18 protein-coding genes are annotated in these 21,640 nt (G+C 63.6%); 12 read left to right on the top strand and 6 right to left on the bottom strand.

Annotated elements, in window-relative coordinates; translation table 11 throughout:
• Window positions 1-375 precede the first annotated feature (375 nt).
• Together M3484_RS01465 and eno are read left to right on the top strand one after the other, a co-directional pair.
• On the top strand, window positions 376-1,299 hold the full coding sequence (locus tag M3484_RS01465; protein ID WP_249495449.1) for a DMT family transporter: 924 nt from the start codon (window positions 376-378) through the stop codon (window positions 1,297-1,299).
• A 126-nt stretch (window positions 1,300-1,425) separates the two neighbouring features.
• Entirely contained in the window at window positions 1,426-2,703 is a 1,278-nt protein-coding gene (gene eno / locus M3484_RS01460) for a phosphopyruvate hydratase (RefSeq protein ID WP_249495448.1), read from the top strand.
• Window positions 2,704-2,797: 94 nt separating this feature from the next.
• On the opposite strand, the gene M3484_RS01455 is transcribed toward eno, so the two are convergent.
• Together M3484_RS01455 and M3484_RS01450 are read right to left on the bottom strand one after the other, a co-directional pair.
• Window positions 2,798-3,340, bottom strand: a complete 543-nt coding sequence (locus tag M3484_RS01455) for an RSP_2648 family PIN domain-containing protein (RefSeq protein WP_249495447.1) — start codon at window positions 3,338-3,340, stop codon at window positions 2,798-2,800.
• Window position 3,341: 1 nt separating this feature from the next.
• A complete protein-coding gene (locus M3484_RS01450) occupies window positions 3,342-4,565 on the bottom strand; it encodes an RSP_2647 family RNA methyltransferase (RefSeq protein WP_249495446.1) in 1,224 nt (407 codons plus the stop codon).
• A gap of 323 nt (window positions 4,566-4,888) precedes the next feature.
• On the opposite strand from M3484_RS01450, the gene edd reads away from it, so the two are divergent.
• Together edd and eda are read left to right on the top strand one after the other, a co-directional pair.
• Window positions 4,889-6,688, top strand: coding sequence for a phosphogluconate dehydratase (gene edd, locus M3484_RS01445; protein ID WP_249495927.1), 1,800 nt, complete (start codon window positions 4,889-4,891; stop codon window positions 6,686-6,688).
• Between the two features lie 138 nt (window positions 6,689-6,826).
• Window positions 6,827-7,471 carry a bifunctional 4-hydroxy-2-oxoglutarate aldolase/2-dehydro-3-deoxy-phosphogluconate aldolase gene (eda, locus tag M3484_RS01440; protein WP_249495445.1) on the top strand — a complete coding sequence of 215 codons (645 nt, stop codon included), beginning with the start codon at window positions 6,827-6,829 and terminating at the stop codon, window positions 7,469-7,471.
• Between the two features lie 4 nt (window positions 7,472-7,475).
• Here the strand turns inward: eda and M3484_RS01435 are convergent, their stop codons facing one another.
• Together M3484_RS01435 and M3484_RS01430 are read right to left on the bottom strand one after the other, a co-directional pair.
• Window positions 7,476-7,757, bottom strand: a complete 282-nt coding sequence (locus M3484_RS01435) for a hypothetical protein (RefSeq protein ID WP_249495444.1) — start codon at window positions 7,755-7,757, stop codon at window positions 7,476-7,478.
• 4 nt (window positions 7,758-7,761) lie between these two features.
• Window positions 7,762-10,746, bottom strand: coding sequence for a [protein-PII] uridylyltransferase family protein (locus tag M3484_RS01430; RefSeq protein WP_249495443.1), 2,985 nt, complete (start codon window positions 10,744-10,746; stop codon window positions 7,762-7,764).
• Window positions 10,747-10,831: 85 nt separating this feature from the next.
• Between M3484_RS01430 and M3484_RS01425 the strand changes: the two genes are divergently transcribed.
• From M3484_RS01425 to M3484_RS01390, 8 genes are all read left to right on the top strand, one after another.
• Window positions 10,832-11,365 (top strand): DUF2852 domain-containing protein, encoded by a 534-nt coding sequence (locus M3484_RS01425; RefSeq protein ID WP_249495442.1) that lies wholly within the window; start codon window positions 10,832-10,834, stop codon window positions 11,363-11,365.
• A 361-nt stretch (window positions 11,366-11,726) separates the two neighbouring features.
• Window positions 11,727-12,587 (top strand): arginyltransferase, encoded by an 861-nt coding sequence (locus M3484_RS01420; RefSeq protein ID WP_249495441.1) that lies wholly within the window; start codon window positions 11,727-11,729, stop codon window positions 12,585-12,587.
• A 531-nt stretch (window positions 12,588-13,118) separates the two neighbouring features.
• Window positions 13,119-14,867 carry an acetolactate synthase 3 large subunit gene (locus M3484_RS01415; protein ID WP_249495440.1) on the top strand — a complete coding sequence of 583 codons (1,749 nt, stop codon included), beginning with the start codon at window positions 13,119-13,121 and terminating at the stop codon, window positions 14,865-14,867.
• A gap of 64 nt (window positions 14,868-14,931) precedes the next feature.
• Window positions 14,932-15,492, top strand: coding sequence for an acetolactate synthase small subunit (gene ilvN, locus M3484_RS01410; protein ID WP_249495439.1), 561 nt, complete (start codon window positions 14,932-14,934; stop codon window positions 15,490-15,492).
• Between the two features lie 202 nt (window positions 15,493-15,694).
• Entirely contained in the window at window positions 15,695-17,542 is a 1,848-nt protein-coding gene (locus tag M3484_RS01405; RefSeq protein WP_092897791.1) for an ABC-F family ATP-binding cassette domain-containing protein, read from the top strand.
• A 127-nt stretch (window positions 17,543-17,669) separates the two neighbouring features.
• Window positions 17,670-18,269 carry a nitroreductase family protein gene (locus tag M3484_RS01400; protein ID WP_092897793.1) on the top strand — a complete coding sequence of 200 codons (600 nt, stop codon included), beginning with the start codon at window positions 17,670-17,672 and terminating at the stop codon, window positions 18,267-18,269.
• Window positions 18,270-18,387: 118 nt separating this feature from the next.
• Complete coding sequence (locus M3484_RS01395) at window positions 18,388-19,008, top strand: MarC family protein (protein ID WP_092897795.1); 621 nt, start codon at window positions 18,388-18,390, stop codon at window positions 19,006-19,008.
• Window positions 19,009-19,061: 53 nt separating this feature from the next.
• Window positions 19,062-19,637, top strand: coding sequence for a retropepsin-like aspartic protease family protein (locus M3484_RS01390; RefSeq protein WP_249495438.1), 576 nt, complete (start codon window positions 19,062-19,064; stop codon window positions 19,635-19,637).
• Between the two features lie 52 nt (window positions 19,638-19,689).
• On the opposite strand, the gene M3484_RS01385 is transcribed toward M3484_RS01390, so the two are convergent.
• Both M3484_RS01385 and M3484_RS01380 read right to left on the bottom strand, forming a co-directional pair.
• Complete coding sequence (locus M3484_RS01385) at window positions 19,690-20,160, bottom strand: DNA polymerase III subunit chi (RefSeq protein ID WP_249495437.1); 471 nt, start codon at window positions 20,158-20,160, stop codon at window positions 19,690-19,692.
• 7 nt (window positions 20,161-20,167) lie between these two features.
• The gene (locus M3484_RS01380) at window positions 20,168-21,637 is read right to left on the bottom strand and encodes a leucyl aminopeptidase (protein ID WP_249495436.1); all 1,470 of its coding nucleotides are present in this window, start codon (window positions 21,635-21,637) and stop codon (window positions 20,168-20,170) included.
• Between the last annotated feature and the right edge of the window lie 3 nt (window positions 21,638-21,640).

The following is a 21,640-nucleotide window of genomic DNA, read 5'->3' as shown; positions in this document are numbered from 1 at the left end:
TGGACGATCCAGGGATGTATTCTGGCCTGCGCCGGCTTTTCCCTCCGATCCGGGCGGTTTGGCCCGAAAGCTTCACATTGCGGATGAAGCCTGGCCAGATATGCGGGGCACTGCGTTCCCCTGTGGAAAACAGTCCTGCGACCGATTCCCCAAAACGCCGTATGTGCTGTCGGGCAAAAATGTCGCAACCGCGCGAAATCGCAAACAGGGGTCGCCGCTGCCTCATTCTGTCGCAGGTGAGACGGCTGTGTCACTTTCCCCTGCGTAAAACTCCGGCTAAGAGCAGGAAAGTCACCACCATATGCCGGGCGCAAGCGCGTCCCTGATGGCAAAACCGGCCCAGGGGCCGGCAGGCGGTGTGAAGGAGTTTAGCGAATGAGTGCCCCGAATGCCGCCCCGGACAGCGCCGCAGAACGCGCGGCCGCAAGCGTGACTGAAAACCGCAGGGCCGCTGTCCTGATGGTCAGCGCCATGGCCGCTTTTGCCATCGAGGATACCTTTCTCAAACATGCCGCAGTCTCGATGCCGCCGGGTCAGGTCCTGGTGATCAACGGCCTTGCGGGGGGCGGTATTTTCGCGCTCCTGGCGCTGCGTCGTGGCGAGGCGGTGTTCAGCATGGCCGCTTTGCGCGGCATGGCGCTGATTCGCAATGTCTCGGAAGGGGTGGCGGCTTTCACCTATCTGCTGGCGCTTGCCTTGGTGCCGATGGCGATGGCCTCGGCGCTGTTGCAGGCGTCGCCCCTGATGATCACTGCAGGTGCCGCGCTGTTTCTGGGCGAGACCGTCGGCTGGCGGCGCTGGATATCGATCCTGACCGGCTTTGTCGGTGTGATGATCATTCTGGAACCCTGGAAGACCGGGATCGACATTGCCGGCCTCGCCATGGTCGGCTGTGTCCTCGCGCTGTCGGTACGCGACCTTGTGACGCGCCGGTTGCCGCCGCATCTGGGAACGATGAGCCTTTCCTCCTGGGGGGTGCTGGCCTCGGTCCCGGCGGGCGTGCTTCTGATGCTGGTGCGCGGCGAGGGTTTTCAGGCACCCGCCCCCGAACAGGGTGTGGTGCTGGTCTGCGCGGTCTTGGCCGGGCTGATCGGCTATTACATGGTGGTCGAGTCGATGCGGATCGGCGAAGTCTCGGCCGTGGCACCATTCCGTTACACGCGCCTGGTATTCGCTTTCATACTGGCGGTGCTTTTCCTTGGCGAAGATCTGAGCGTCAATGTGGTGATCGGATCGGGCCTCGTGATCCTGTCCGGTCTCTATATGTTCGGCCGCGCCAGAAAGCGGGTGCAGACCTAGCCCGACAAAAAACACGCAGGTCCTGGGATTGCCGCCCTTCCCCAGGGCGGCCGCTCCCGCTAAACGGAGATCGGGATCGGCCCATCCCGCCCGACTGAAACAGAAACGTCTGACCCGGAGCTTACGATGAGCACGATCATTGACATTCACGCCCGCGAAATTCTCGACAGCCGCGGCAACCCGACCGTAGAGGTCGATGTGGTGCTGGAAAGCGGCGCCATGGGCCGCGCCGCAGTGCCCTCGGGAGCCTCGACCGGCGCCCATGAGGCGAATGAGCGCCGCGATGGCGACAAATCCCGCTATTTCGGCAAAGGCGTGCTGGAGGCGGTGGCTGCCGTCAATGGCGAGATCGCCGAAGAGCTGGTCGGCTATGATGCCACCGAGCAGACCGGCATCGACCGCACCATGATCGAGATGGATGGCACGCCGAACAAATCCCGCCTTGGCGCCAATGCGATCCTCGGCGTCTCGCTGGCGGTGGCAAAGGCTGCGGCGGAATACACGACCCAGCCGCTTTACCGCTATATCGGCGGCACCTCGGCGCGTGTCTTGCCGGTGCCGATGATGAACATCATCAATGGCGGCGAACATGCCGATAACCCGATCGACATCCAGGAATTCATGATCATGCCGGTCGGCGCGGATGACATCCGTGACGCGGTCCGCATGGGATCGGAAGTCTTCCACACGCTGAAAAAAGAGCTCTCGGCGGCGGGCTACGGCACCAATGTCGGCGATGAGGGTGGCTTTGCGCCGAATCTGTCTTCGAGCCGCGTGGCACTGGATTTCATCCTGAAGGCCATTGAAAAGGCCGGATACAAACCGGGTGAAGATATCTATCTCGCCCTCGACTGCGCCGCGACCGAATATTTCAAGGGTGGCAAATACGAGATGAAGGGCGAAGGCATTTCGCTTTCCTCGGAAGAAAATGCCGAATACCTGGCGAAACTGGCGGCGGATTATCCGATCATCTCGATCGAAGACGGCATGGCCGAGGATGACTGGGCGGGCTGGAAACTGCTGACCGACAAGATCGGCAATAAGGTGCAGCTGGTCGGCGACGATCTTTTCGTGACCAATCCGCGCCGCCTGGCCGAGGGGATCAGCAAGGGCATCGCCAATTCGATGCTGGTGAAGGTCAATCAGATTGGCACCCTGACCGAGACGCTTGAGGCCGTCGATATGGCGCATCGTGCGCGCTATACCAATGTGATGTCGCATCGTTCGGGCGAGACCGAAGACAGCACCATCGCTGATCTCGCCGTGGCCACGAATTGCGGTCAGATCAAGACCGGCTCGCTGTCGCGCTCGGACCGGATGGCGAAATACAACCAGCTGATCCGTATCGAAGAAATGCTGGGCGAAACCGCAGAATATGCGGGACGTTCGATCCTGAAGGGCTGACCTCGGCCAGAAGCCGGATTTTTCAGAAAAAATCCGGCTCAAATTTCGCAGACGAAATTTGCGGGCGCCTCAGGGCGCCCGTTTTGATGCAGGATCAGCCGGCCAGTGCCTTGGCGAGACGAAAGAGCCGCACGCGTTTCAAAAGCGGTTTCAGGTCGACCGGCTGGCCCGACAGGCTTTCGGCCTTTGCGCGCACCCGCCCGACAATCGCCGCCATCTTTTCCGGCGCACGCGATTGCAGCTCCCAGAGAAAGCCGTCCGGATCTCTTCGGGAAATGCCTTCTGCGGCCAGAACGTGACCGGGAAAATCCGAGGCATTGAAGGTCACGATCGCATCGGCATGGCCGGCGATACCCGTCGCCAGCACATGCAGATCGCCGGAATCCGGCAGCACCAGACGCGCCTCGATGGCCGGTTGTGGCGCAACCCGCCCGCGCGGGAAAGCCGCGCGAAACAGCGCGGCCTCGCCCTCGGCCACGACCTGCATACCGGGGCCGAGTTTGGCCGATGAATGCGTCCATTCCCCGAGGATCCGGTCCGACCAGACCGGCTCATAAAGGCCCGCCTCGCCTGCGCCCTGCAAAATCTCCCGCAAAACCGTCGGGAAAAGGACACAGGCGTCGAGAACGGCCTTCACCTCAGCCGTCCAGACGGAAGGCCAGCGCCTTGAGATAGCCCGTTTCCGCAAGCTGCGGCAGCACCGGATGGTCGGGACCGGCAAAGCCGGTATAGATCAGCTGCCCGCGCCGCCCGCCGCGCCCGATCCCGCGTGCCGAAGCATTGCGGAAGGACGAGAGATCCGCGGCATGGGAACAGGAACAGAGGACCAGGAAGCCGCCGGGCGCAACCAGGGCAGCTGCCAGTTTTGCCACCCGTTCATAGGCCCGGAGCCCCGCCTCAAGCGCCGGTTTGGCCGGCGCAAAGGCCGGCGGGTCGCAGATCACCAGATCGAACTGCGCCCCTTCCGCACCAAGCGCTTCGAGCACCTGGAACGCATCGCCCTGCCGCGTCGAAAACCGGTCAGCAACGCCGGAGGCCTTTGCACCGCCCTCAGCCAGCGCCAGCGCCGGCGCCGATCCGTCTACTGCCAGCGCGCTTTCTGCGCCCCCGGCCAAAGCCGCCAGCGCGAAGCCACCGACATGGCTGAACACATCGAGCACCCGCGCCCCGCGCGCCAGCCGCGCCGTGAATGCATGGTTCTCGCGCTGGTCAAAGAAGAGCCCGGTCTTTTGCCCCCCGGTCAGGTCGGCAAGATAGGTCGCACCGTTCATCGGTACAGCAATCGGCGCGGCAGGCGTTGTGCCCAGCACGGTCACGATCTCTTCGGAAAGGCCCTCGAGCCCCCGTGCCCGGCCCGAGCCGTTCTTGATCACGGTTGTCACGCCGGTGACCGCTGCCAGTGCCGAGACGAGGGTCGCGAAATGCCCTTCGGCCCAGGCGGCATTGGGCTGCACCACCGCCACATCGCCGAAGCGGTCGATCACCACGCCGGGAAGCCCGTCGGCCTCGGCATGAACCAGGCGGTAGAAGGGCTCGGGGTAAAGCCGCGCCCGCGCAGCCAGCGCCCGCGTCAGACGCGTTTTGAACCAGGCCTCATCAATCGCCGCCTCCGGATCGCGGTCGAGCATCCGCGCCACGATCTTCGATGCGGGGTTTATGGTCACAAGGCCAAGCGGCCGGCGCTCGGCATCTTCCAGCACCGCGAGCGCACCCGGCGCCAGCGCGGAGGTCCGGCGGTCCATCACCAGCTCGTCGGCATAGACCCAGGGGTAGCCGTGGCGGATCGCACGGGCCTCGGCTTTGGGCCGCAGCCGCACAGTTGGATATTTATACGCGGCGGTGGGGATATCTGTCTCTGTCATGCCCTTCTCTTACTCAACCCGGCTGCTTTGTGAAAGTGGCATGGTCTCTTTGCGGCAGCGGAATAACGTATCGCCCGGCTCTCGCGCAGGATCGCGATACGCGGCCTTTGACGCCACCGCCGTTTTGTGCTGTTCCCATGGCAAAGCTCTTGCAAAATGGGGTTTCCCCCTTTAATGTTAGCGCTAACAGATCTATCTTCAGACAGAATATCCCTGCCGACCCCGATTTCCGCCCCAGCTTCTCCGACAGGCAGGCCCCAGACCCCCGCCACGGAGATCCCCAAAGCCAGGACCGAGAGACCAACATGACATCGAGGCCAGACCTGAACCCGATCATCGCCCGCGTCACCGACCGGATCCGCAGGCGCTCAGAGCATTCGCGCTCCGCCTATCTGGCGCGGATGGCGGCGGCAGTCGCCAAAGGCCCGGTCCGCGCGCATCTGAGCTGTTCCAACCAGGCCCATGCCTATGCGGCGATGGGCGCTGATAAGACAGATCTCGCGCTTGGCCGGGCGCCGAATATCGGGGTGATCACCGCCTATAATGACATGCTCTCGGCGCATCAACCCTATGAGGATTACCCGAAGATCATCCGTGAGACCGCGCGCAGGTTCGGCGCCACGGCCCAGGTCGCAGGCGGTGTACCCGCGATGTGTGACGGCGTAACCCAGGGCCAGCCCGGGATGGAGCTGTCGCTCTTCTCGCGTGATGTGATCGCGCTGGCGGCCGGCGTGTCACTCAGCCATGACTGTTACGACTCGGCGCTGTGGCTCGGGGTCTGCGACAAGATCGTGCCCGGGCTGATCATGGCCGCCGCCACTTTTGGTCATATGCCGTCGATTTTCATCCCCGCAGGCCCGATGACCAGCGGCATTGGCAATGACCAGAAAGCCAAAACCCGCGCCGCTTTCGCAGAAGGCAAGGCAACGCGCGAAGAGCTGATGGCGGCCGAGATGGCCTCTTACCACGGGCCGGGCACCTGCACCTTTTACGGCACCGCCAATACCAATCAGATGCTGATGGAGGTGATGGGCCTCCACCTCCCCGGCGCCACTTTTGTCAATCCAGGCACCCCTTTGCGCGAGGCTCTGACAGAGGCCGCCGTGGCGCGTGCAGCGGCGATCACCGCTTTGGGCAATGACTTCCGCCCGGCGGGCGAGATCCTTGACGAGCGCGCCTATGTGAACGGGATCGTCGGGCTGATGGCCACAGGCGGATCGACCAATCTTGTGCTGCATCTGCCGGCGATGGCGCGGGCCTCGGGGGTGCTGCTCGATCTTGAGGATTTTGACGATCTGTCGGGCGCCGTCCCGCTGATGGCACGGGTTTACCCGAACGGGCTGGCGGATGTGAACCATTTCCACGCGGCGGGGGGCTTGCAGTTCCTGATCCGCGATCTGCTGGGCGCGGGGCTTTTGCATGAGGATGTGAAGACGGTCGCAGGCGACGGGCTGACACATTACACTCGCGAGCCCGAATTGCATGAGGGCACCTTCCGCTACCGCGAAGGCCCGGTGAAAACACTGAACGACAGGATCCTGCGCCCGGCCGCCGATCCCTTCGCGCAGACCGGCGGGTTACGGCAGCTGGAGGGCAATCTTGGGCGTGCGGTGATCAAGATCTCTGCCGTGGCGCCCGAGCGCCATGTGATCGAAGCGCCTGCGCGGGTGTTCCATGACCAGGAAAGCGTTAAAGCGGCGTTCAAACGCGGCGAGTTCACCAGCGATATGATCGTGGTGCTGCGTTTCCAGGGGCCGCAGGCCAATGGCATGCCAGAGCTGCATTCGCTTACGCCGGTGCTGACCGTGTTGCAGGATCGCGGGCTGAAAGTGGCGCTGGTGACCGATGGCCGCATGTCGGGCGCCAGTGGCAAGGTGCCGGCTGCAATCCATGTCTCACCCGAAGCCGCCTGTGGCGGCCCGCTCGCGCGGTTGCAGGATGGTGATCTGTTGCGCCTTGACGCGGTCAGGGGGGAGCTGACCTGCCTCGCCCCCGATTTTGCGACCCGCGCCCCGGTCGTGGCCGATCTGAGCGCCAACGGCTTTGGCACCGGGCGGGAGCTTTTCGAGATGTTCCGCCGCTCGGTCGGCAATGCAGAACATGGTGCGGCAGTGGTCGTCTGATCCGCCGCCGCGCCCCCGACTTTTGCCGGATATCTCCGGCGGGAGTGTTCAGGTCAGGAGGACGGCGCTTTGTTCCCCCTGATCTGAATACTCAGATCTTAACACTGCCGCTGGCAGATCCCTGTCCGAGGAAAAGACATGACCCCTGCAGAGCAATCCATTGCCGCTGAACAAATCTGCCGACTGGCGCCGGTTGTGCCGGTTCTGGTCGTAGAAGATGTCGCCCAGGCTGCGCCGCTGGCGAAAGCCCTGGTCGCGGGCGGCCTGCCCGCGCTTGAAGTGACCCTGCGCACGAAGGCCGCGCTCGATGTGATCCGCGCCATGGCCGAGATCGAGGGCGGTGTGGTCGGGGCCGGAACGCTCCTGACCCGTGCGGATGTGAAGGCGGCCAAGGCGGCCGGCGCGCGGTTCGGGGTTTCGCCCGGGGCCACTCCGGCGCTGATTGAGGCCTGCGAAGATGAAGGGCTGCCGCTGCTGCCCGGCGCGGCTTCGGCCTCGGAGGCCATGGCTTTGCTTGAACGCGGCTATACGGTGCAGAAATTCTTTCCCGCCGAACAGGCCGGCGGCGCCGGGTTTCTCAAGGCACTTTCATCGCCATTGCCCCAGGTGCGGTTTTGCCCGACCGGCGGCATCAGCCTGAAAAACGCCGCCGATTATCTTGCCCTGCCGAATGTGCTTTGCGTGGGCGGCAGCTGGGTTGCGCCGAAAGACGCGCTTGCGGCCGGCGCCTGGGCCGAGGTCACCCGGCTGGCCGCTGAAGCCACAGGTCTCGCCCGCCGCTGACTTCTCAGGCTGACCTTCCAAGACGACCGCCGCGGCGCTTTGGCTCTGCGGCGGGCATCAGCCCGGCGGCCAGAACGTCGTTCATCGGATGATCCGGCGCGCCGGCGCTGTATTCCGCGATCAGCGTGCGCAGCGCATCGGGGATCTTGCGATTATCCGCGACACTCAGCGCCCAGTCCATGAAGATCGACCGGCATTCGCCCGGCGAAATCCCTTCGATCCGGTAGCTTTCCCGCACCAGCCCTTTCGGATCTGCCTCTTCCAGCCGCACTGCCAGCCTCCCCATCGCCTTACCCGTTCTGTTTTGCCGCAAATTGCCGCGCGCAGACCCCGTCTGCAAGCACCACCACCGACCGAAGCTGTGCCAGAAGCGTCTCCATGTCGCTTTCCCCGGTCTCGCGCAGCAAAAACGCGCGCCCGCCTTCGCCGATCATGGCCGGATCAAGTGGCCCTTCGCTCAGGAGCCGCGCCGCGCAATGGAGCGACCAGAGGAAACGCCAGGCCTTTGCCAGGCTCTCCTGATCGGACTTCTCCAGCACCTGTTTCGCGCCGGCAAGCTGGCGTTCAATGGTTCGGGCCGGGTTCGCGCTGATCAGCGCCGCCATTTCGGCGACAAGCTCGATATCCATCAGCCGGCCGGGCCCGTTCTTGGTCTCCCACTCGCCGCGCGCGGGCTTGGCCTCCTGCAGCCGCGCCCGCATCGAGGCGACATCGGCGACCACGCCCCCCCCCGCGCCTTTCAGCGCGATCACTTCGCGTCGGGCCTCTTCGACCGCGACGGCCAGCGTCGGATCGCCGGCCAACACCCGCGCCCGCGTGAGCGCGAGATGTTCCCAGGTCCAGGCCTCGGTCATCTGATAGTCGCGCCAGCTCGCCAGCGCGGTCGCAACCGGCCCCTGGCGGCCCGAGGGGCGCAGCCGCACATCGACCTCGTAAAGCCTGCCCCCCGCGGTCTGGGCCGACAGCGCCGTCACCATCGCCTGGGTCAGCCGCGCATAATAGGTGCGCACCGGCAGCGGGCGGCGTCCTTCGGATTGCTCGGCCTCGCCCCCTTCACCAAAGGCATCATAGATCAGGATCAGGTCAAGGTCTGAACAGGCATTGAGCCGCCCTGCCCCAAGGCTCCCCATGCCCAGCAGCACCGCCCCCCGGCCCGGCGGCTCACCATGCTTGGTCGCGAATTCGGCCACGACCCGGGGCCAGAGCGCGGCCACCACTGCCTCGGCGAGGTCGGAATATTGTTTGCCGGCCTCGAAACTGTCGATCAGCCCGCGCAGATGATGGACGCCGACGCGGAAATGCCATTCCTTCATCCAGCGCCGCGCCTCGTCGAGCTGACGTTCGTAATCGGCGAGGTCCCCAAGCCGTTGCGACAGCGCCGCCGTCAGGCCGCGCGCGCCGGGCCAGGGCTCGAAGAACGCCCCCCCGATCACCGCATCAAGGACCGCCGCATTGCGTGAAAGATACCGGGCAAGCTCCGGCGCGGTGCCCGCAATGTCGATGATCAGATCCACCAGCTGCGGATTGGCCTCGAAGAGCGAGAAGATCTGCACGCCCGAGGGCAGGCCCGCCAGAAACCCGTCCAGCGCCACCAGCGCCTCATCCGGATTGGCGGCTGCGGTCAGCGATTTCAGGAATTGCGGACGGAGGCGGCGGAAAATGGTCTGGGCGCGATCCGAGCGCAGACACGGATAATGCTGCCAGCCTTCGACGATCGAGCGGGCGTGATCGGAAAGCTGTGGCCCCTCTTCCACCGGCTCGTCGGGGGCAAAGAAGCCCTCGGTCAGATCATCGGTGCGTTGCAGACGCGTGATCAGCCCCTCGCGGAACTGGTCCTCGCTTTCGCCCATAAAGGCGGCGATCCGCGCGACGCCCGCGGGAGTCGGCGGCATGGTCTGGGTCTGCGCATCGCCGACCATCTGCAGCCGGTGCTCCAGCTCGCGATGCGCGCGGTAAAGCATGGTCAGTTCGGTGGCCACAGCGCCCGGGATCCAGCCCTTTTCCGCCAGCGCGGCAAGACCGCCTTCAGTTGTGGGATCGCGCAGATCCGGGTCACGCCCCCCTGCGATCAGCTGGCGGGTCTGGGTGAAAAACTCGATCTCGCGGATGCCGCCAAGGCCGAGCTTGATATTGTGGTTTTCGACCGTCAGCGGCCCGTTCAGCCCGCGATGTTCGCGGATCCTCAGCCGCATGTCATGTGCGTCCTGGATCGCGGCATAGTCGAGATGTTTGCGCCAGACAAAGGGCGTCAGCGACTGCAAAAAGCGCCGCCCGGCCTCCAGATCGCCGCCACAGGGCCGCGCCTTGATATAGGCGGCACGTTCCCAGGTTCGGCCTTCGGCCTCATAGTAATTATACGCCGCCCCCATCGAGAGGCAGACCGGCATCACCGAAGCATCGGGCCGAAGCCGCAGATCGGTGCGGAAAACATAGCCTTCGGAGGTCACATCCGAGAGGATCGCCGTCATCTTCTTGGTCACGCGGATAAAACTGGCGCGGGCCTCGGCCTGGTCCTCGCCATAGCGCTCCTGGTCGAAAAGGCAGATGAGGTCGATATCCGAGGAGTAGTTCAGCTCTCCCGCGCCCATTTTGCCCATGGCAAGCACGGTCATGCCACCGGCGGTTTCCGCATCCTGCGGGCCAGCGCCCGGCAGTTTACCCCGCCGGATTTCCTCGGCCACCAGCCATTTGACACTGAGATCGACGGCGAGATCGGCAAGGGCGGTCAGCGCACCCGTCACCTCATTCAGCTGCCAGACGCCGCCCAGATCACAGAGCGCCGTCAGGAGCGCGGCACGACGCTTGGCCTGGCGCAGCGCCGCGCCCAGAGTATCAAGCCCGGCCTCTCGCGGCTCGGCCAGAAGTGAGGCAAGCGCATGTTCCGGTGCGCCCGCGAGCGCCTGACGGATCCAGACGGCCTCGCGTTCCAGCAGGCCGCCGAGATAGGGCGAGCAGCCCGCTATGCCCCCGATCAGCCCCGCGACCAGAGGCCCGAGATCGGCAAATTCAGCCATGGCCCCGGCCCCGGCTGCGGGATCAAAGGCGATGGGCTGTCGGGTGATGCGGGCGGCAAAGGCGTGATCTGACATGGGCGCAAAATGCGGCGCGGTGACGGGGGGGTCAATTCCCCTGATTACGGGCGGCGCGGCTTTGACAAAGAATTCCGCCTTTCCGGCCATCAGGCCCCGCCCGGGGCTGCCCGGACTGTCCCGACTGGCCCAGGCGAAAAGCCGCTGAACCGCCGGGCTGCGCGGCTCCGGCCATGTAAATATCATTCACATCCCCCTTGAAAGAACCGGAAGCCGGCCGCAAATTATCCATGTGAACGACATTTACATCTGAACAGGGAGTGATTTCGAGATGAACAGCACAGCTGGTTCCCGCACTGGCATGATGGCCTTTCGCGGGATTACCGACCGGCTTTGCCAGGTTGAGGCCTGGCTTGATGCCCGTGGCAAATGGGCCTGGATTGTCGCCATGGTGGCGGGGTTCGTGATTTTCTTTCCGCTTGGCCTCGCAATTCTGGCCTGGATGATCTGGGGAAAACAGATGTTCGGATTCGCCTGCAGCAACCGCAGACATAACCGCAGCGCCCGCAATGGCTTTGGCCACCGGGGCTTTGACCGTCACGCGCCGTTCCGCACCACCGGCAATGCGGCCTTCGACTCTTACCGCGATGAGACCCTGCGCCGCCTGGAAGATGAACAGGGCGCATTTGAATCCTTCCTGCAACGCCTGCGCGATGCCCGCGACAAGCAGGAATTCGACCATTTCATGGAAGAACGCGCCCGGGGCGTCTCGGAGGCCGCCGCAGCCCGATCTGAAGCCGCCGCTGAAACCGCGCCAAAACCCGGGCCGGAAACCGGCGAAGCGCCGCGACGTGGCGAATACTGAGGCCCCGCGCTACCAAAGCCGCCCTTAGCAAAGCCGCAGCCGGTGAGCCGTACCCGCTGAACGGTGGCTGCTGATTGGTGCCCGGCGAAGGGTTTCCACCGCATGACATGCAGGAAAACATGAGCGCTCCGGCCAGTGGCCGGGGCGCCGTTTTGCCGAATATGTGCTGTTGTCGGATGGGATTGCCCTTGCTAGGGTCTCGCCTGACCACCGTTGGCGCGTTCGGGTTTCTTTCCCGACCCGCCAGGCCTGCCAGCAAAATTGCCTGCGTCCTGCATAAGATTCCCCAAACGGGCGCCCTTCCCATACCCTGACTGAGACAAGCCAACCGACAGAGACCCGTAACGCCCCCGACAGCCAGATGCGCCATACCCTTCCCATCGCCCCACAATTTTATGTGACCGCTCCGCAGCCATGCCCCTATCTCGACGGGCGGATGGAGCGCAAACTGTTCACGGCATTGCAGGGCGAACATGCGCAGAGGCTGAATGACGCGCTGTCGAAACAGGGCTTCCGGCGCAGCCAGAATGTGCTTTACCGCCCGTCCTGCGCGGAATGTTCAGCCTGTCTCTCGGCACGGATCCGGGTTGCCGATTTCAAACCCTCGCGCACCCAGAAGCGGGTTCTGAAAAAGAACGAGGATCTGACCCGCAACGCAACCAGCCCCTGGGCGACGGAAGACCAGTTCCAGCTGTTCCGCCGCTATCTCGACACCCGTCACGCCGATGGGGGGATGGCCGATATGGATATTTTCGAATTCGCCGCCATGATCGAGGAAACCCCGATCCGGTCGCGGGTGATCGAATACACCCACCCCGCAGACCGCGCGGATCCTGGCAGGTCGGATCGCTATGGCTCGGACCGCGACAGCCGTCTCGCGGCCGTCTGCCTGACCGATGTGTTCGATGACGGGCTTTCGATGGTCTATTCCTTTTACGACCCCGCGATGAACGCGCGCTCGCTCGGCAGCTATATCATCCTTGATCATGTCGAGATCGCGCGCGAGGCCGGGTTGCCCTATGTCTATCTTGGCTATTGGGTGCCTGGCAGCCGCAAGATGGGGTATAAGGCCAGCTTTGACGCGCTGGAGATTTTCAAGGGCGGGCAATGGACCGATCTGGGCTCGCCCGCTGATCACCAGGCCGAGCTTCACCCGCTCTCGGTTGATCCGATCGCCGAACAGGTCGCAAAGATCAGTCTGCCGGAGGCGCGTGGTGCCTGAACAGACCTCGCGCCTTCGCCTGATCGCACCTGCATCAGCCGGGCGTATCAGTGCCATGAGGAAACCGGCGGTCACCCGTCCGCTTCTGTGCCCTGTTGCGACTACCTGTTGCGAATGAGCTTTCAGCCTGGAGGATAAAACTGCCGCGCGAAACTGCAAAGCGGTGCACTCTGCTCTCTGTCATAAGCGCGAACCGCCAAAGATTCGGGGCAGTAAAACACGAAAATTGCCCGCCGCGACAAGCGGCCGAAATAATATTGCGATTTTCACACCAACCGAGACATATTCAGTGCAGATTTACGGTTGACGCCCCTTAACAGCTTGCCTTAGGTTCCCGTCAGTCGCGCGGGCTTTCACAGGCCGCTGCGCTGAGGAGATGCGTATGGGCAGGATTATTGTCGTAGTAAGGGACAGGCGCATGGGCCGGTAACGGTTGCCATAATGGTCTCCCATGCGCCCCCGGATTAACCCTCGGGGGCTTTTTGTTTTGGAACGGCCGGCAGGAGCCGGCGAGAGGATGACGGTGCAGCGATGACGGCAAAGGTGATGACCGGCGCGAAGATGGTGGTGCAGGCTCTGAAGGATCAGGGCGTCGAGGTGGTGTTTGGCTATCCCGGCGGTGCAGTCCTGCCGATCTATGACGAGATTTTCCAGCAAAACGACATCCGTCATATTCTTGTCCGTCACGAACAGGGCGCGGTCCATATGGCCGAAGGCTATGCGCGGTCCACCGGTAAGGTGGGCGTGGCGCTGGTGACCTCGGGGCCGGGTGCGACCAATGCCGTGACCGGGCTGACCGATGCGCTGATGGATTCGATCCCGATCCTCGTCCTGTCGGGCCAGGTGCCGACCTTCATGATCGGAACCGATGGGTTCCAGGAGGCTGATACCGTCGGCATCACCCGTCCCTGCACCAAGATGAACTGGCTGGTGAAAGAGACTGAAAAGCTCTCGGACACGATCCACCAGGCTTTCCATGTCGCGAAATCGGGCCGTCCGGGCCCGGTGCTGGTGGATATCCCCAAGGATGTGCAATTCGCAACCGGCCCCTATACCGCGCCGGAGAAAGCAAAGGTCTCGCATTACCAGCCGCGGGTGAAGGGCGATATCGACGCCATCACCCGGATGGTGGAACTCATGGAAACCGCCGAGCGGCCTTTGTTCTATACCGGTGGCGGCGTGATCAATTCCGGCAAGGGCGCGAGCCAGCTGCTGTGTGAATTTGTCGAAGCGACCGGCTTCCCGATCACCTCGACGCTGATGGGGCTTGGCGCCTATCCGGCCAGCGGTAAGGCCTGGCTCGGGATGTTGGGGATGCATGGTCTTTATGAGGCCAATCTGGCGATGCATGGCTGCGATCTGATGATCAATGTCGGCGCCCGTTTCGATGACCGTATCACCGGTCGCGTCGCCGATTTCTCGCCGAAATCGAAGAAAGTGCATATCGATATTGATCCGTCATCCATCAATAAGGTGATCCGGGTCGATGTGCCGATCCTGGGCGATGTCGGCCATATCCTGGAAGATGCGCTGAAGATCTGGAAGGCGCGCGGGCGCAAGGTCAATAAAGAGGGCCTCGCGAAATGGTGGAAGCAGCTTAATGAATGGCGGGCGGTCAATTGCCTTTCCTACACGCCGTCTTCGAGCACGATCAAACCGCAATATGCGCTGGAGCGGCTCGAAGCGCTGACCAAAGGCATGGACCGCTATATCACCACCGAGGTCGGTCAGCATCAGATGTGGGCGGCGCAGTTCCTCGGCTTTGACGAGCCGAACCGCTGGATGACCTCTGGCGGCCTCGGGACCATGGGCTATGGCATTCCCGCCAGCATAGGTGTGCAGGTCGCGCATCCCGACGCGCTGGTGATCAACGTGGCGGGTGAGGCCTCCTGGCTGATGAATATGCAGGAGATGGGGACGGCGATGCAGTTCCGCGCCCCGGTCAAGCAGTTCATCCTGAACAATGAGCGGCTTGGCATGGTGCGCCAGTGGCAGGAGCTGCTGCATGGCGAGCGCTATTCGCATTCCTGGTCGGAAAGCCTGCCCGATTTCGTGAAACTGGCAGAAGCCTTCGGCTGCAAAGGGTTGCGGGTCGACGATCCGAAGGATCTCGATGACGCGATCCTGGAGATGATCCGTTATGACGGGCCGGTGATCTTTGATTGCCGCGTCGAGAAGCATGAGAATTGCTTCCCGATGATCCCCTCGGGCAGGCCGCATAATGAGATGCTGCTTTCGGCCGATGCGGATGCGTTCAAATCGGGCGCTGTTTTGGTGTGATGCCGTGCCGGGGGCCCTGCCCCCGGACCCCCGGGATATTTAGAGACAGATGAAAGGGCAGCAGATGTCTGCGCTTAAGATCAAAAAGGGCTCGACGAGCCATTCCGCCTATGACCTTCGCGATCATCACAGCGAGGTAGAGGCAAGCCATACACTGGCGGTGATTGTCGAGAATGAGCCGGGCGTGCTGGCGCGCGTCATCGGGCTGTTTTCGGGCCGGGGCTATAATATCGACAGCCTTACCGTGGCCGAGGTCGACCATACCGGGCATCGCTCGCGGATCACCGTTGTGACGCGCGGGACACCGGCCGTGATCGACCAGATCGAGGCACAGCTCTCGCGCATGGTGCCGGTGCATGCCGTGCATGACCTGACCGCCGAAGGGCCGAGCGTGCAGCGCGAACTCGCGCTGTTCAAGGTGGTCGGCAAGGGAGATCAGCGGATCGAGGCCCTGCGGCTGGCCGAGATTTTCCGCGCCAAAGTGGTCGATACCAGCCTCGAAAGCTTTATTTTCGAGCTGACAGGCACCCCGGACAAGATCGATGCTTTTGCTGATCTGATGCGCCCGCTTGGCCTGAAAGAAATCGCCCGTACCGGTGTCGCGGCCCTGTCGCGCGGCTTGTGACCAGGCCCTTGACCCTGTGGTCGGGCCGGCGCGGCGCCGCCTGCCCCCATGCCGACCGCAGGCCTGCATCAGCAGGCCTGCCCCCACCCGCGCCTTCCGGACCGGAGCCGCGCCGCGGCTTTGGGCCAAAAGCGCGGCTTCCCTGCTGATCTCTGGCTGATCCCGGTTGACCTGAGACGCGGGCGCTGGCAAGGCGGGCGCCATGTTGCGCATCTCTGACATCACCTATTCCGTCGAAGGCCGCCCCCTGTTCGAAGGGGCCTCGGCCACTATTCCCACCGGCCACAAGGTCGGCCTTGTCGGGCGCAACGGCGCCGGCAAGACCACCCTTTTCCGGCTGATCCGGGGTCAGCTCGCGCTGGAGGGCGGCGATATCTCGCTGCCCAGCCGCGCAAAGATCGGTGGCGTCGCGCAGGAGGTGCCCTCGTCCGAGACCTCGCTTCTCGATACGGTTCTCGCCGCCGATACCGAGCGCGCGAGCCTGATCCTGGAATCCGAGACCGCGACCGACCCGGCCCGGATTGCAGAGATCCAGTCGCGTCTGAGTGACATCGACGCCTGGTCGGCAGAGGGCCGCGCCTCTTCGATCCTGAAAGGTCTTGGCTTTGACGCGGATCAGCAGCTCATGCCCTGTTCGGCTTTTTCCGGCGGCTGGCGGATGCGGGTCGCGCTGGCCGGGGTTCTTTTCGCGCAGCCCGATCTTTTGCTGCTGGACGAGCCGACCAACTATCTCGACCTTGAAGGCGCGCTCTGGCTGGAGGCTTACCTTCAGAAATACCCCCATACCGTTATCATCATCAGCCATGATCGCGGCCTGCTGAACCGCGCGGTGCAGGGCATCCTGCATCTCGACGCCAAAAAGCTCACCTATTGGCAGGGCGGTTATGATCAATTCGCCCGCCAGATGGCCGAGCGCCGCGCCCTCCAGGCCGCCGAAGCCAAAAAGCAGGAGGCCCGCCGCGCCCATCTGCAAAGCTTTGTTGACCGTTTCAAGGCAAAGGCCTCGAAAGCGACGCAGGCTCAGAGCCGCGTGAAGATGCTTGAGAAAATGACCTCGATCACCGCGCCGGAAGATGCGGCGCGGGTGGTTTTCACCTTCCCTGCACCGGAAGAGCTCTCGCCGCCGATCCTGACGCTGGATGGCGCGAGCGTGGGCTATGACGGGCCGCCGGTTCTGAAAAAACTCTCGCTCCGGATCGACCAGGATGACCGGATCGCGCTTCTGGGCCGCAATGGTGAGGGCAAATCGACGCTGTCGAAGCTGCTTGCCGGCAAGCTGAAAGAGTCGGGCGGCAGCGTCACCCGGTCCTCAAAGCTGCGCATCGGCTATTTCGCGCAGCACCAGGTCGATGAGCTCTATATCGACGAAACGCCGCTGCAGCATATCCAGCGCCTGCGTCCCTCCGAGCATCAGGCGAAACTGCGCGCGCGGCTTGCAGGCTTTGGCCTCGGCGCCGATCAGGCGGAAACGGCCGTGGGGCGGCTTTCGGGCGGGCAGAAAGCACGGCTCTCGCTGCTGCTTGCGACCATCGACGCGCCGCATATGCTGATCCTCGACGAACCGACGAACCACCTCGATATCGAAAGCCGCGAGGCGCTCGTGGAGGCGCTGACCGAATATTCCGGCGCGGTCATCCTTGTCAGCCATGACATGCATCTGCTGTCGCTTGTGGCCGACCGGCTCTGGCTGGTGAAAGGCGGCGCGGTCGAGCCCTATAATGGCGATCTCGAGGATTACCGCCGTCTGCTTCTGACCCCGGATGAGGCCCTGAAACCCGCGAAAGCCGCGCCTGTGGTGAAAAAGGCCAGCCGCGAGGAAATGACCGCGCTGAAGGCCGAGCTCCGGAAATGCGAAGAACGCGTCGCCAAGATCGAGGATATGCGCTCGAAACTGGCGGTGAAACTTGCGGATCCGGCGCTGTACGAGGATGACCGTAAAGGCGATCTGGGGGTCTGGAACCGGAAATATGCCGAAGTGATGGAGGCGTTGGACCGCGCCGAATCTCTCTGGATCAACGCCCAGGAGGCGCTGGAGAAAGCCAATCCATAATGGCCGCAGAGATGAACCCGAACTGTTCATCTCTGCACATTCAAGCCGTCTTGAAATTCTTCTGGTGCGATAGTTGATAGGTGTCAACGCAAACGCCGCAACGCGGCATCCAGATAGGCACCTGAAAATGTCGAAGACCATCGAAGCCCTGACCAAGCGCCGCACCCAATATGCACTTGGCCGCAACGTCACCCTGTCGAAAGATCAGATAGAAGCGCTGATCAAAGAGGCGATCCGCCAGGCCCCCTCGTCCTTCAACTCGCAAAGCTCGCGCGCCGTGATCCTCTTCGGCGCCGACAGCGAGAAAGTCTGGTCGCTGATCGATGCCGAACTGCGCAAGATCGTTCCGGCCGAGGCTTTCGCTTCGACCGAGGCCAAGCTGAAATCCTTCGCAGCCGGTGTCGGCACTGTTCTGTTCTATGAAGACCAGGACACGATCAAGGGCCTGCAGGAAAACTTCCCGCTCTATGCCGATGCTTTCCCGGGCTTCTCGCTGCATTCCGCCGGCATGGCGCAGCTTGCCGTCTGGACCGCGCTTGCCGAAGAAGGCATCGGTGCCAGCCTGCAGCACTATTCGCCGATCGCCGATGCGGCCCTGACCGCCGCGTTCAACCTCCCCGCCAGCTGGAAACTCCAGGCGCAGATGCCGTTCGGCTCGAATGAAGCGCCTTTCCTCGACAAGGCCTTCATCGAAGACGCGCATCGCTTCGTTACCCTCGGCAAATAAGCCGGGTCGGAACTTACCGTAAAAGGGGAAGGCCAGGCGCCTTCCCCTTTTGCATTTCTGCCGCCCGGAGCTGTGAAAGCCGGTTGACGGGAACGGGTTTCCCCCCTGACAGTCAGCCATGGACAGCGCCTTTCTGATCACCGCCTTTGCCACGCTTTTCGTGGTGATCGACCCGCCGGGCCTCGTGCCGCTGTTTATTGCGCTGACGCAGGGGATGGACCCAGGCCATCGCCGCGCCATGGCACGCCGCGCCTGCCTGATCGCTGCCGCCCTTTTGCTGATCTTCGGTCTCTTCGGCGAGGTGATCCTGAACTTCATCGGCATTTCGATGCCGGCTTTCCGCATTGCCGGTGGCATCCTTTTGTTTCTCACCGCCCTCGACATGCTGTTCGAGCGCCGCACGCAGCGCCGCGAAGGCCAGCAGGCCGATCCCGATCATGACCCCTCGGTTTTCCCGCTCGCGACACCGCTGATCGCCGGCCCCGGTGCCATCGCCACCATGATCCTCCTGATGGGCCAGGCGGGCGAGGCCTGGAGCGCCAAACTCGCCGTCCTTCTCCTCCTCGCGGCGATTATGCTGGTGACCTTCCTCTTCTTCCTCGCCTCGCCGCTGCTGGAGCGCCTGCTTGGCCGCACCGGCACCGTGGTGATCACCCGGCTTCTGGGCATGCTGCTCGCCGCGCTTTCTGTCCAGTTCGTGATCGACGGGGTGCGCCAGACCGGGTTGATCACCGGCTGACGCCCTTCCAGCCCGCCCGCCTTTACGCCATAGTCGGCCCAAAGGAGACCCAAATGGATTCAGAGCTCTGGCCGCGCGTCATCTATCTCAGCCTGCTGGTGGCGGCACTTGGGAGCTGGATCCTGGTCGAATATCGCGGTCGCTTCGGTACGGCGCTGCGCACCTTCGCCGCCTGGGGGCTGATCTTCGTCGGCCTTGCCGCAGGCTATGGGCTCTGGAAGGATATCCAGGGCGAGAACCGCCCGCGCCAGATGGCGAGCGAGGCCGGCGAGATGGTGTTGCGCCGCGCCGCTGATGGCCATTTCTACGCCGCCCTCGACATCAACGGCACCGAAGTCTTCTTCATGGTGGATACCGGCGCCACCAATATGGTGATCTCGCGCCGCGATGCGGAACGGCTGGGCTTCCACCCTGATGAGCTGCGCTATTTCGGCGAGGCCTCTACCGCCAACGGCATCGTGCGAACCGCCCGCGTCACGCTTGATGAAATCGATTTCGGCCCCTTCACTGACCGCTCCATGGACGCCTGGGTGAATGAGGGGGAAATGGACGGCTCGCTCCTTGGCATGGATTACCTGCGCCGCTTCTCGATCCGCATCGAAGGCGATCGCATGATCCTGACGCGCTGAAGCCCTGCCAGCTTCCACCTGACATAAATACTCCCGCAGCGGGCGCGCACCGTCAGCCAGCAGCACCGCCGGTCGAGGTCTTCATCTCCCACCGCCCCGAAGCGTCCGACCAGTATTCCGCCACCAGCCCGGCCGCGACCACCGCTTTCCATTCCGCCCGCGCCGCCTGCATCTGCCGCTCATCGGCGCCCTCGAACAAAAGCCAGACGCGCTCCATCGATGCCGCCTCGCCCGGATCGACCGGTGATCCCGCCAGAAGCATCACCGCCTTCGCGCCATTGACCGCGGCCCCCGTGCCCAGCAACACCGGCTGGAGGGCATCATGATCGCCCCCCGCAAGCCCATGCGGCAGAAACCCCTCCCTCGGCTCCAGCCAGAGTTGCATATCCAGCCGCTCCAGCAACGCAGGATCCGGGCCGCGCAGCATCACATTCCAGCCCTGACCCAGAGCCTGGGTCAGGATCGGGCGCGCAGCCTCGGCAAGACTGCGCGCCGTCAGATGGTAGAATTTTACCGCGCCCATGGGCGGATCAGCCCTCGAACCGGTCCTGGATCAGCCGGTTCAGCGCCCTGACGCCCCAGCCGGTCGCGCCTTTCGGGCTGAACTCGGTTCCCGATTTCGCCCAGGCGGTGCCGGCGATGTCCAGATGGATCCAGGGCGTATCGGGTTTCACAAAGCGCTGCAGGAACTGCGCGGCGGTGATCGAGCCGGCATCGCGCCCGCAGGAATTGCGCATATCGGCGACCCGGCTTTTCAGCATCCGGTCATAGACCGCGCCCAGAGGCAGCCGCCATGCGCCCTCATTCTCGCCCGCCGCCGCCTTCAGGAAGGCGTTGCACAGCGTGTCATCATTGGAAAACACCCCGGCATTCTCATCGCCAAGCGCCACGATCACCGCGCCCGTCAGGGTCGCCAGATCAATCATCCCGCGCGGCGCAAACCGCTCCTGCGTGTACCAGAGCACATCCGCCAGGACGAGCCGGCCCTCGGCATCGGTATTGATCACCTCGATCGTGTCGCCCTTCATCGAGCGCACTACGTCGCCGGGCCTTTGTGCCTTGCCGTCAGGCATGTTCTCGACAAGACCCACCAGTCCGACCACATTGGTCTTTGCTTTGCGCAGCGCAAGCGTCCGCATCACCCCGGCCACGGTGGCGGCGCCGCCCATATCCATCACCATGTCTTCCATACCGACCGCAGGTTTCAGGCTGATGCCACCGGTGTCGAAACAGACGCCCTTGCCCACAAGCGCCAGTGGCGGCTCGTCTTTTGCGCCGCCCTTCCATTGCATGACCACGACCTTGGACGGGCTTTCCGATCCCTGACCAACCCCCAGCAGCGCCCGCATCCCCAGCTTTTCCAGCTCTTCTTCCTCAAGGATCTCGACCTCAAGGCCCAGTTCCCCCATCGCAGCCAGCCGGGCGGCGAATTCATAGGTGTTCAGCACATTTGCAGGCTCATTGATCAGATCGCGGGTGAAGAACACCCCTTCTGCCAGCGCGGCAAAGGGGGCGGCCTCGGCCGCGACCTCTTCGGGTTTTGCGACACAGAAAGAAACCGGCCCAAAGTCCTTTTTCTCGCCAGAGCGGTAGATCTCGAATTCATAGGCCCGCAGCGCGAGGCCGAAGGCAATTTCTGCCGCGCGCGGATGGGTCTCGGCCAGAACCGTCAGCGCCTTGTCGCGATGCGCCGCCCCAATGCTGGCGCCGGCTTTGCGCGCGGCTTCCGCATCGGTGCGCTTTGGCAGGCGCAGGATTTGCACCGCATCCGCTGCGAGCCCGGCGGGAAAGGCCAGCTCCAGCGCTTCGCCAGGTTTGAGCTTGCCGAAAGCCTCTGACCCGACCGCGCGGGTCAGCGCGCCTTTTGCCGCGCGGTCCAGCTTGCGCGCCATGGGCGACAAGGCGCCTGCGGCATCGGCGAAAAGGGCGATCCGTCCGGTAAGATCCGTGAGATCCCCCTTATCGGAATCTTCAAAACGGATCTGAACAGGATGCGACATGAT

The sequence above is a fragment of the Pseudomonas sp. GX19020 genome (assembly GCF_023371075.1).
Taxonomy (GTDB): domain Bacteria; phylum Pseudomonadota; class Alphaproteobacteria; order Rhodobacterales; family Rhodobacteraceae; genus Pseudogemmobacter.
The sequence above is the reverse complement of the archived record's forward strand: the minus strand, read 5'-3'. Positions and strand labels throughout refer to the sequence as shown.

Coding starts and splice junctions, on each gene's coding strand:
- M3484_RS01435 (WP_249495444.1), bottom strand. CDS start 7,757: ATGGGGAGGCTGGCAGTGCGGCTGGAAGAGGCAGATCCGAAAGGGCTG.
- M3484_RS01385 (WP_249495437.1), bottom strand. CDS start 20,160: ATGGGCGCGGTAAAATTCTACCATCTGACGGCGCGCAGTCTTGCCGAG.
- eno (WP_249495448.1), top strand. CDS start 1,426: ATGAGCACGATCATTGACATTCACGCCCGCGAAATTCTCGACAGCCGC.
- eda (WP_249495445.1), top strand. CDS start 6,827: ATGACCCCTGCAGAGCAATCCATTGCCGCTGAACAAATCTGCCGACTG.
- M3484_RS01415 (WP_249495440.1), top strand. CDS start 13,119: ATGACGGCAAAGGTGATGACCGGCGCGAAGATGGTGGTGCAGGCTCTG.
- M3484_RS01380 (WP_249495436.1), bottom strand. CDS start 21,637: ATGTCGCATCCTGTTCAGATCCGTTTTGAAGATTCCGATAAGGGGGAT.
- M3484_RS01395 (WP_092897795.1), top strand. CDS start 18,388: ATGGACAGCGCCTTTCTGATCACCGCCTTTGCCACGCTTTTCGTGGTG.
- M3484_RS01405 (WP_092897791.1), top strand. CDS start 15,695: ATGTTGCGCATCTCTGACATCACCTATTCCGTCGAAGGCCGCCCCCTG.
- M3484_RS01450 (WP_249495446.1), bottom strand. CDS start 4,565: ATGACAGAGACAGATATCCCCACCGCCGCGTATAAATATCCAACTGTG.
- M3484_RS01465 (WP_249495449.1), top strand. CDS start 376: ATGAGTGCCCCGAATGCCGCCCCGGACAGCGCCGCAGAACGCGCGGCC.
- M3484_RS01390 (WP_249495438.1), top strand. CDS start 19,062: ATGGATTCAGAGCTCTGGCCGCGCGTCATCTATCTCAGCCTGCTGGTG.
- M3484_RS01400 (WP_092897793.1), top strand. CDS start 17,670: ATGTCGAAGACCATCGAAGCCCTGACCAAGCGCCGCACCCAATATGCA.
- ilvN (WP_249495439.1), top strand. CDS start 14,932: ATGTCTGCGCTTAAGATCAAAAAGGGCTCGACGAGCCATTCCGCCTAT.
- M3484_RS01420 (WP_249495441.1), top strand. CDS start 11,727: ATGCGCCATACCCTTCCCATCGCCCCACAATTTTATGTGACCGCTCCG.
- M3484_RS01430 (WP_249495443.1), bottom strand. CDS start 10,746: ATGATATTTACATGGCCGGAGCCGCGCAGCCCGGCGGTTCAGCGGCTT.
- M3484_RS01425 (WP_249495442.1), top strand. CDS start 10,832: ATGAACAGCACAGCTGGTTCCCGCACTGGCATGATGGCCTTTCGCGGG.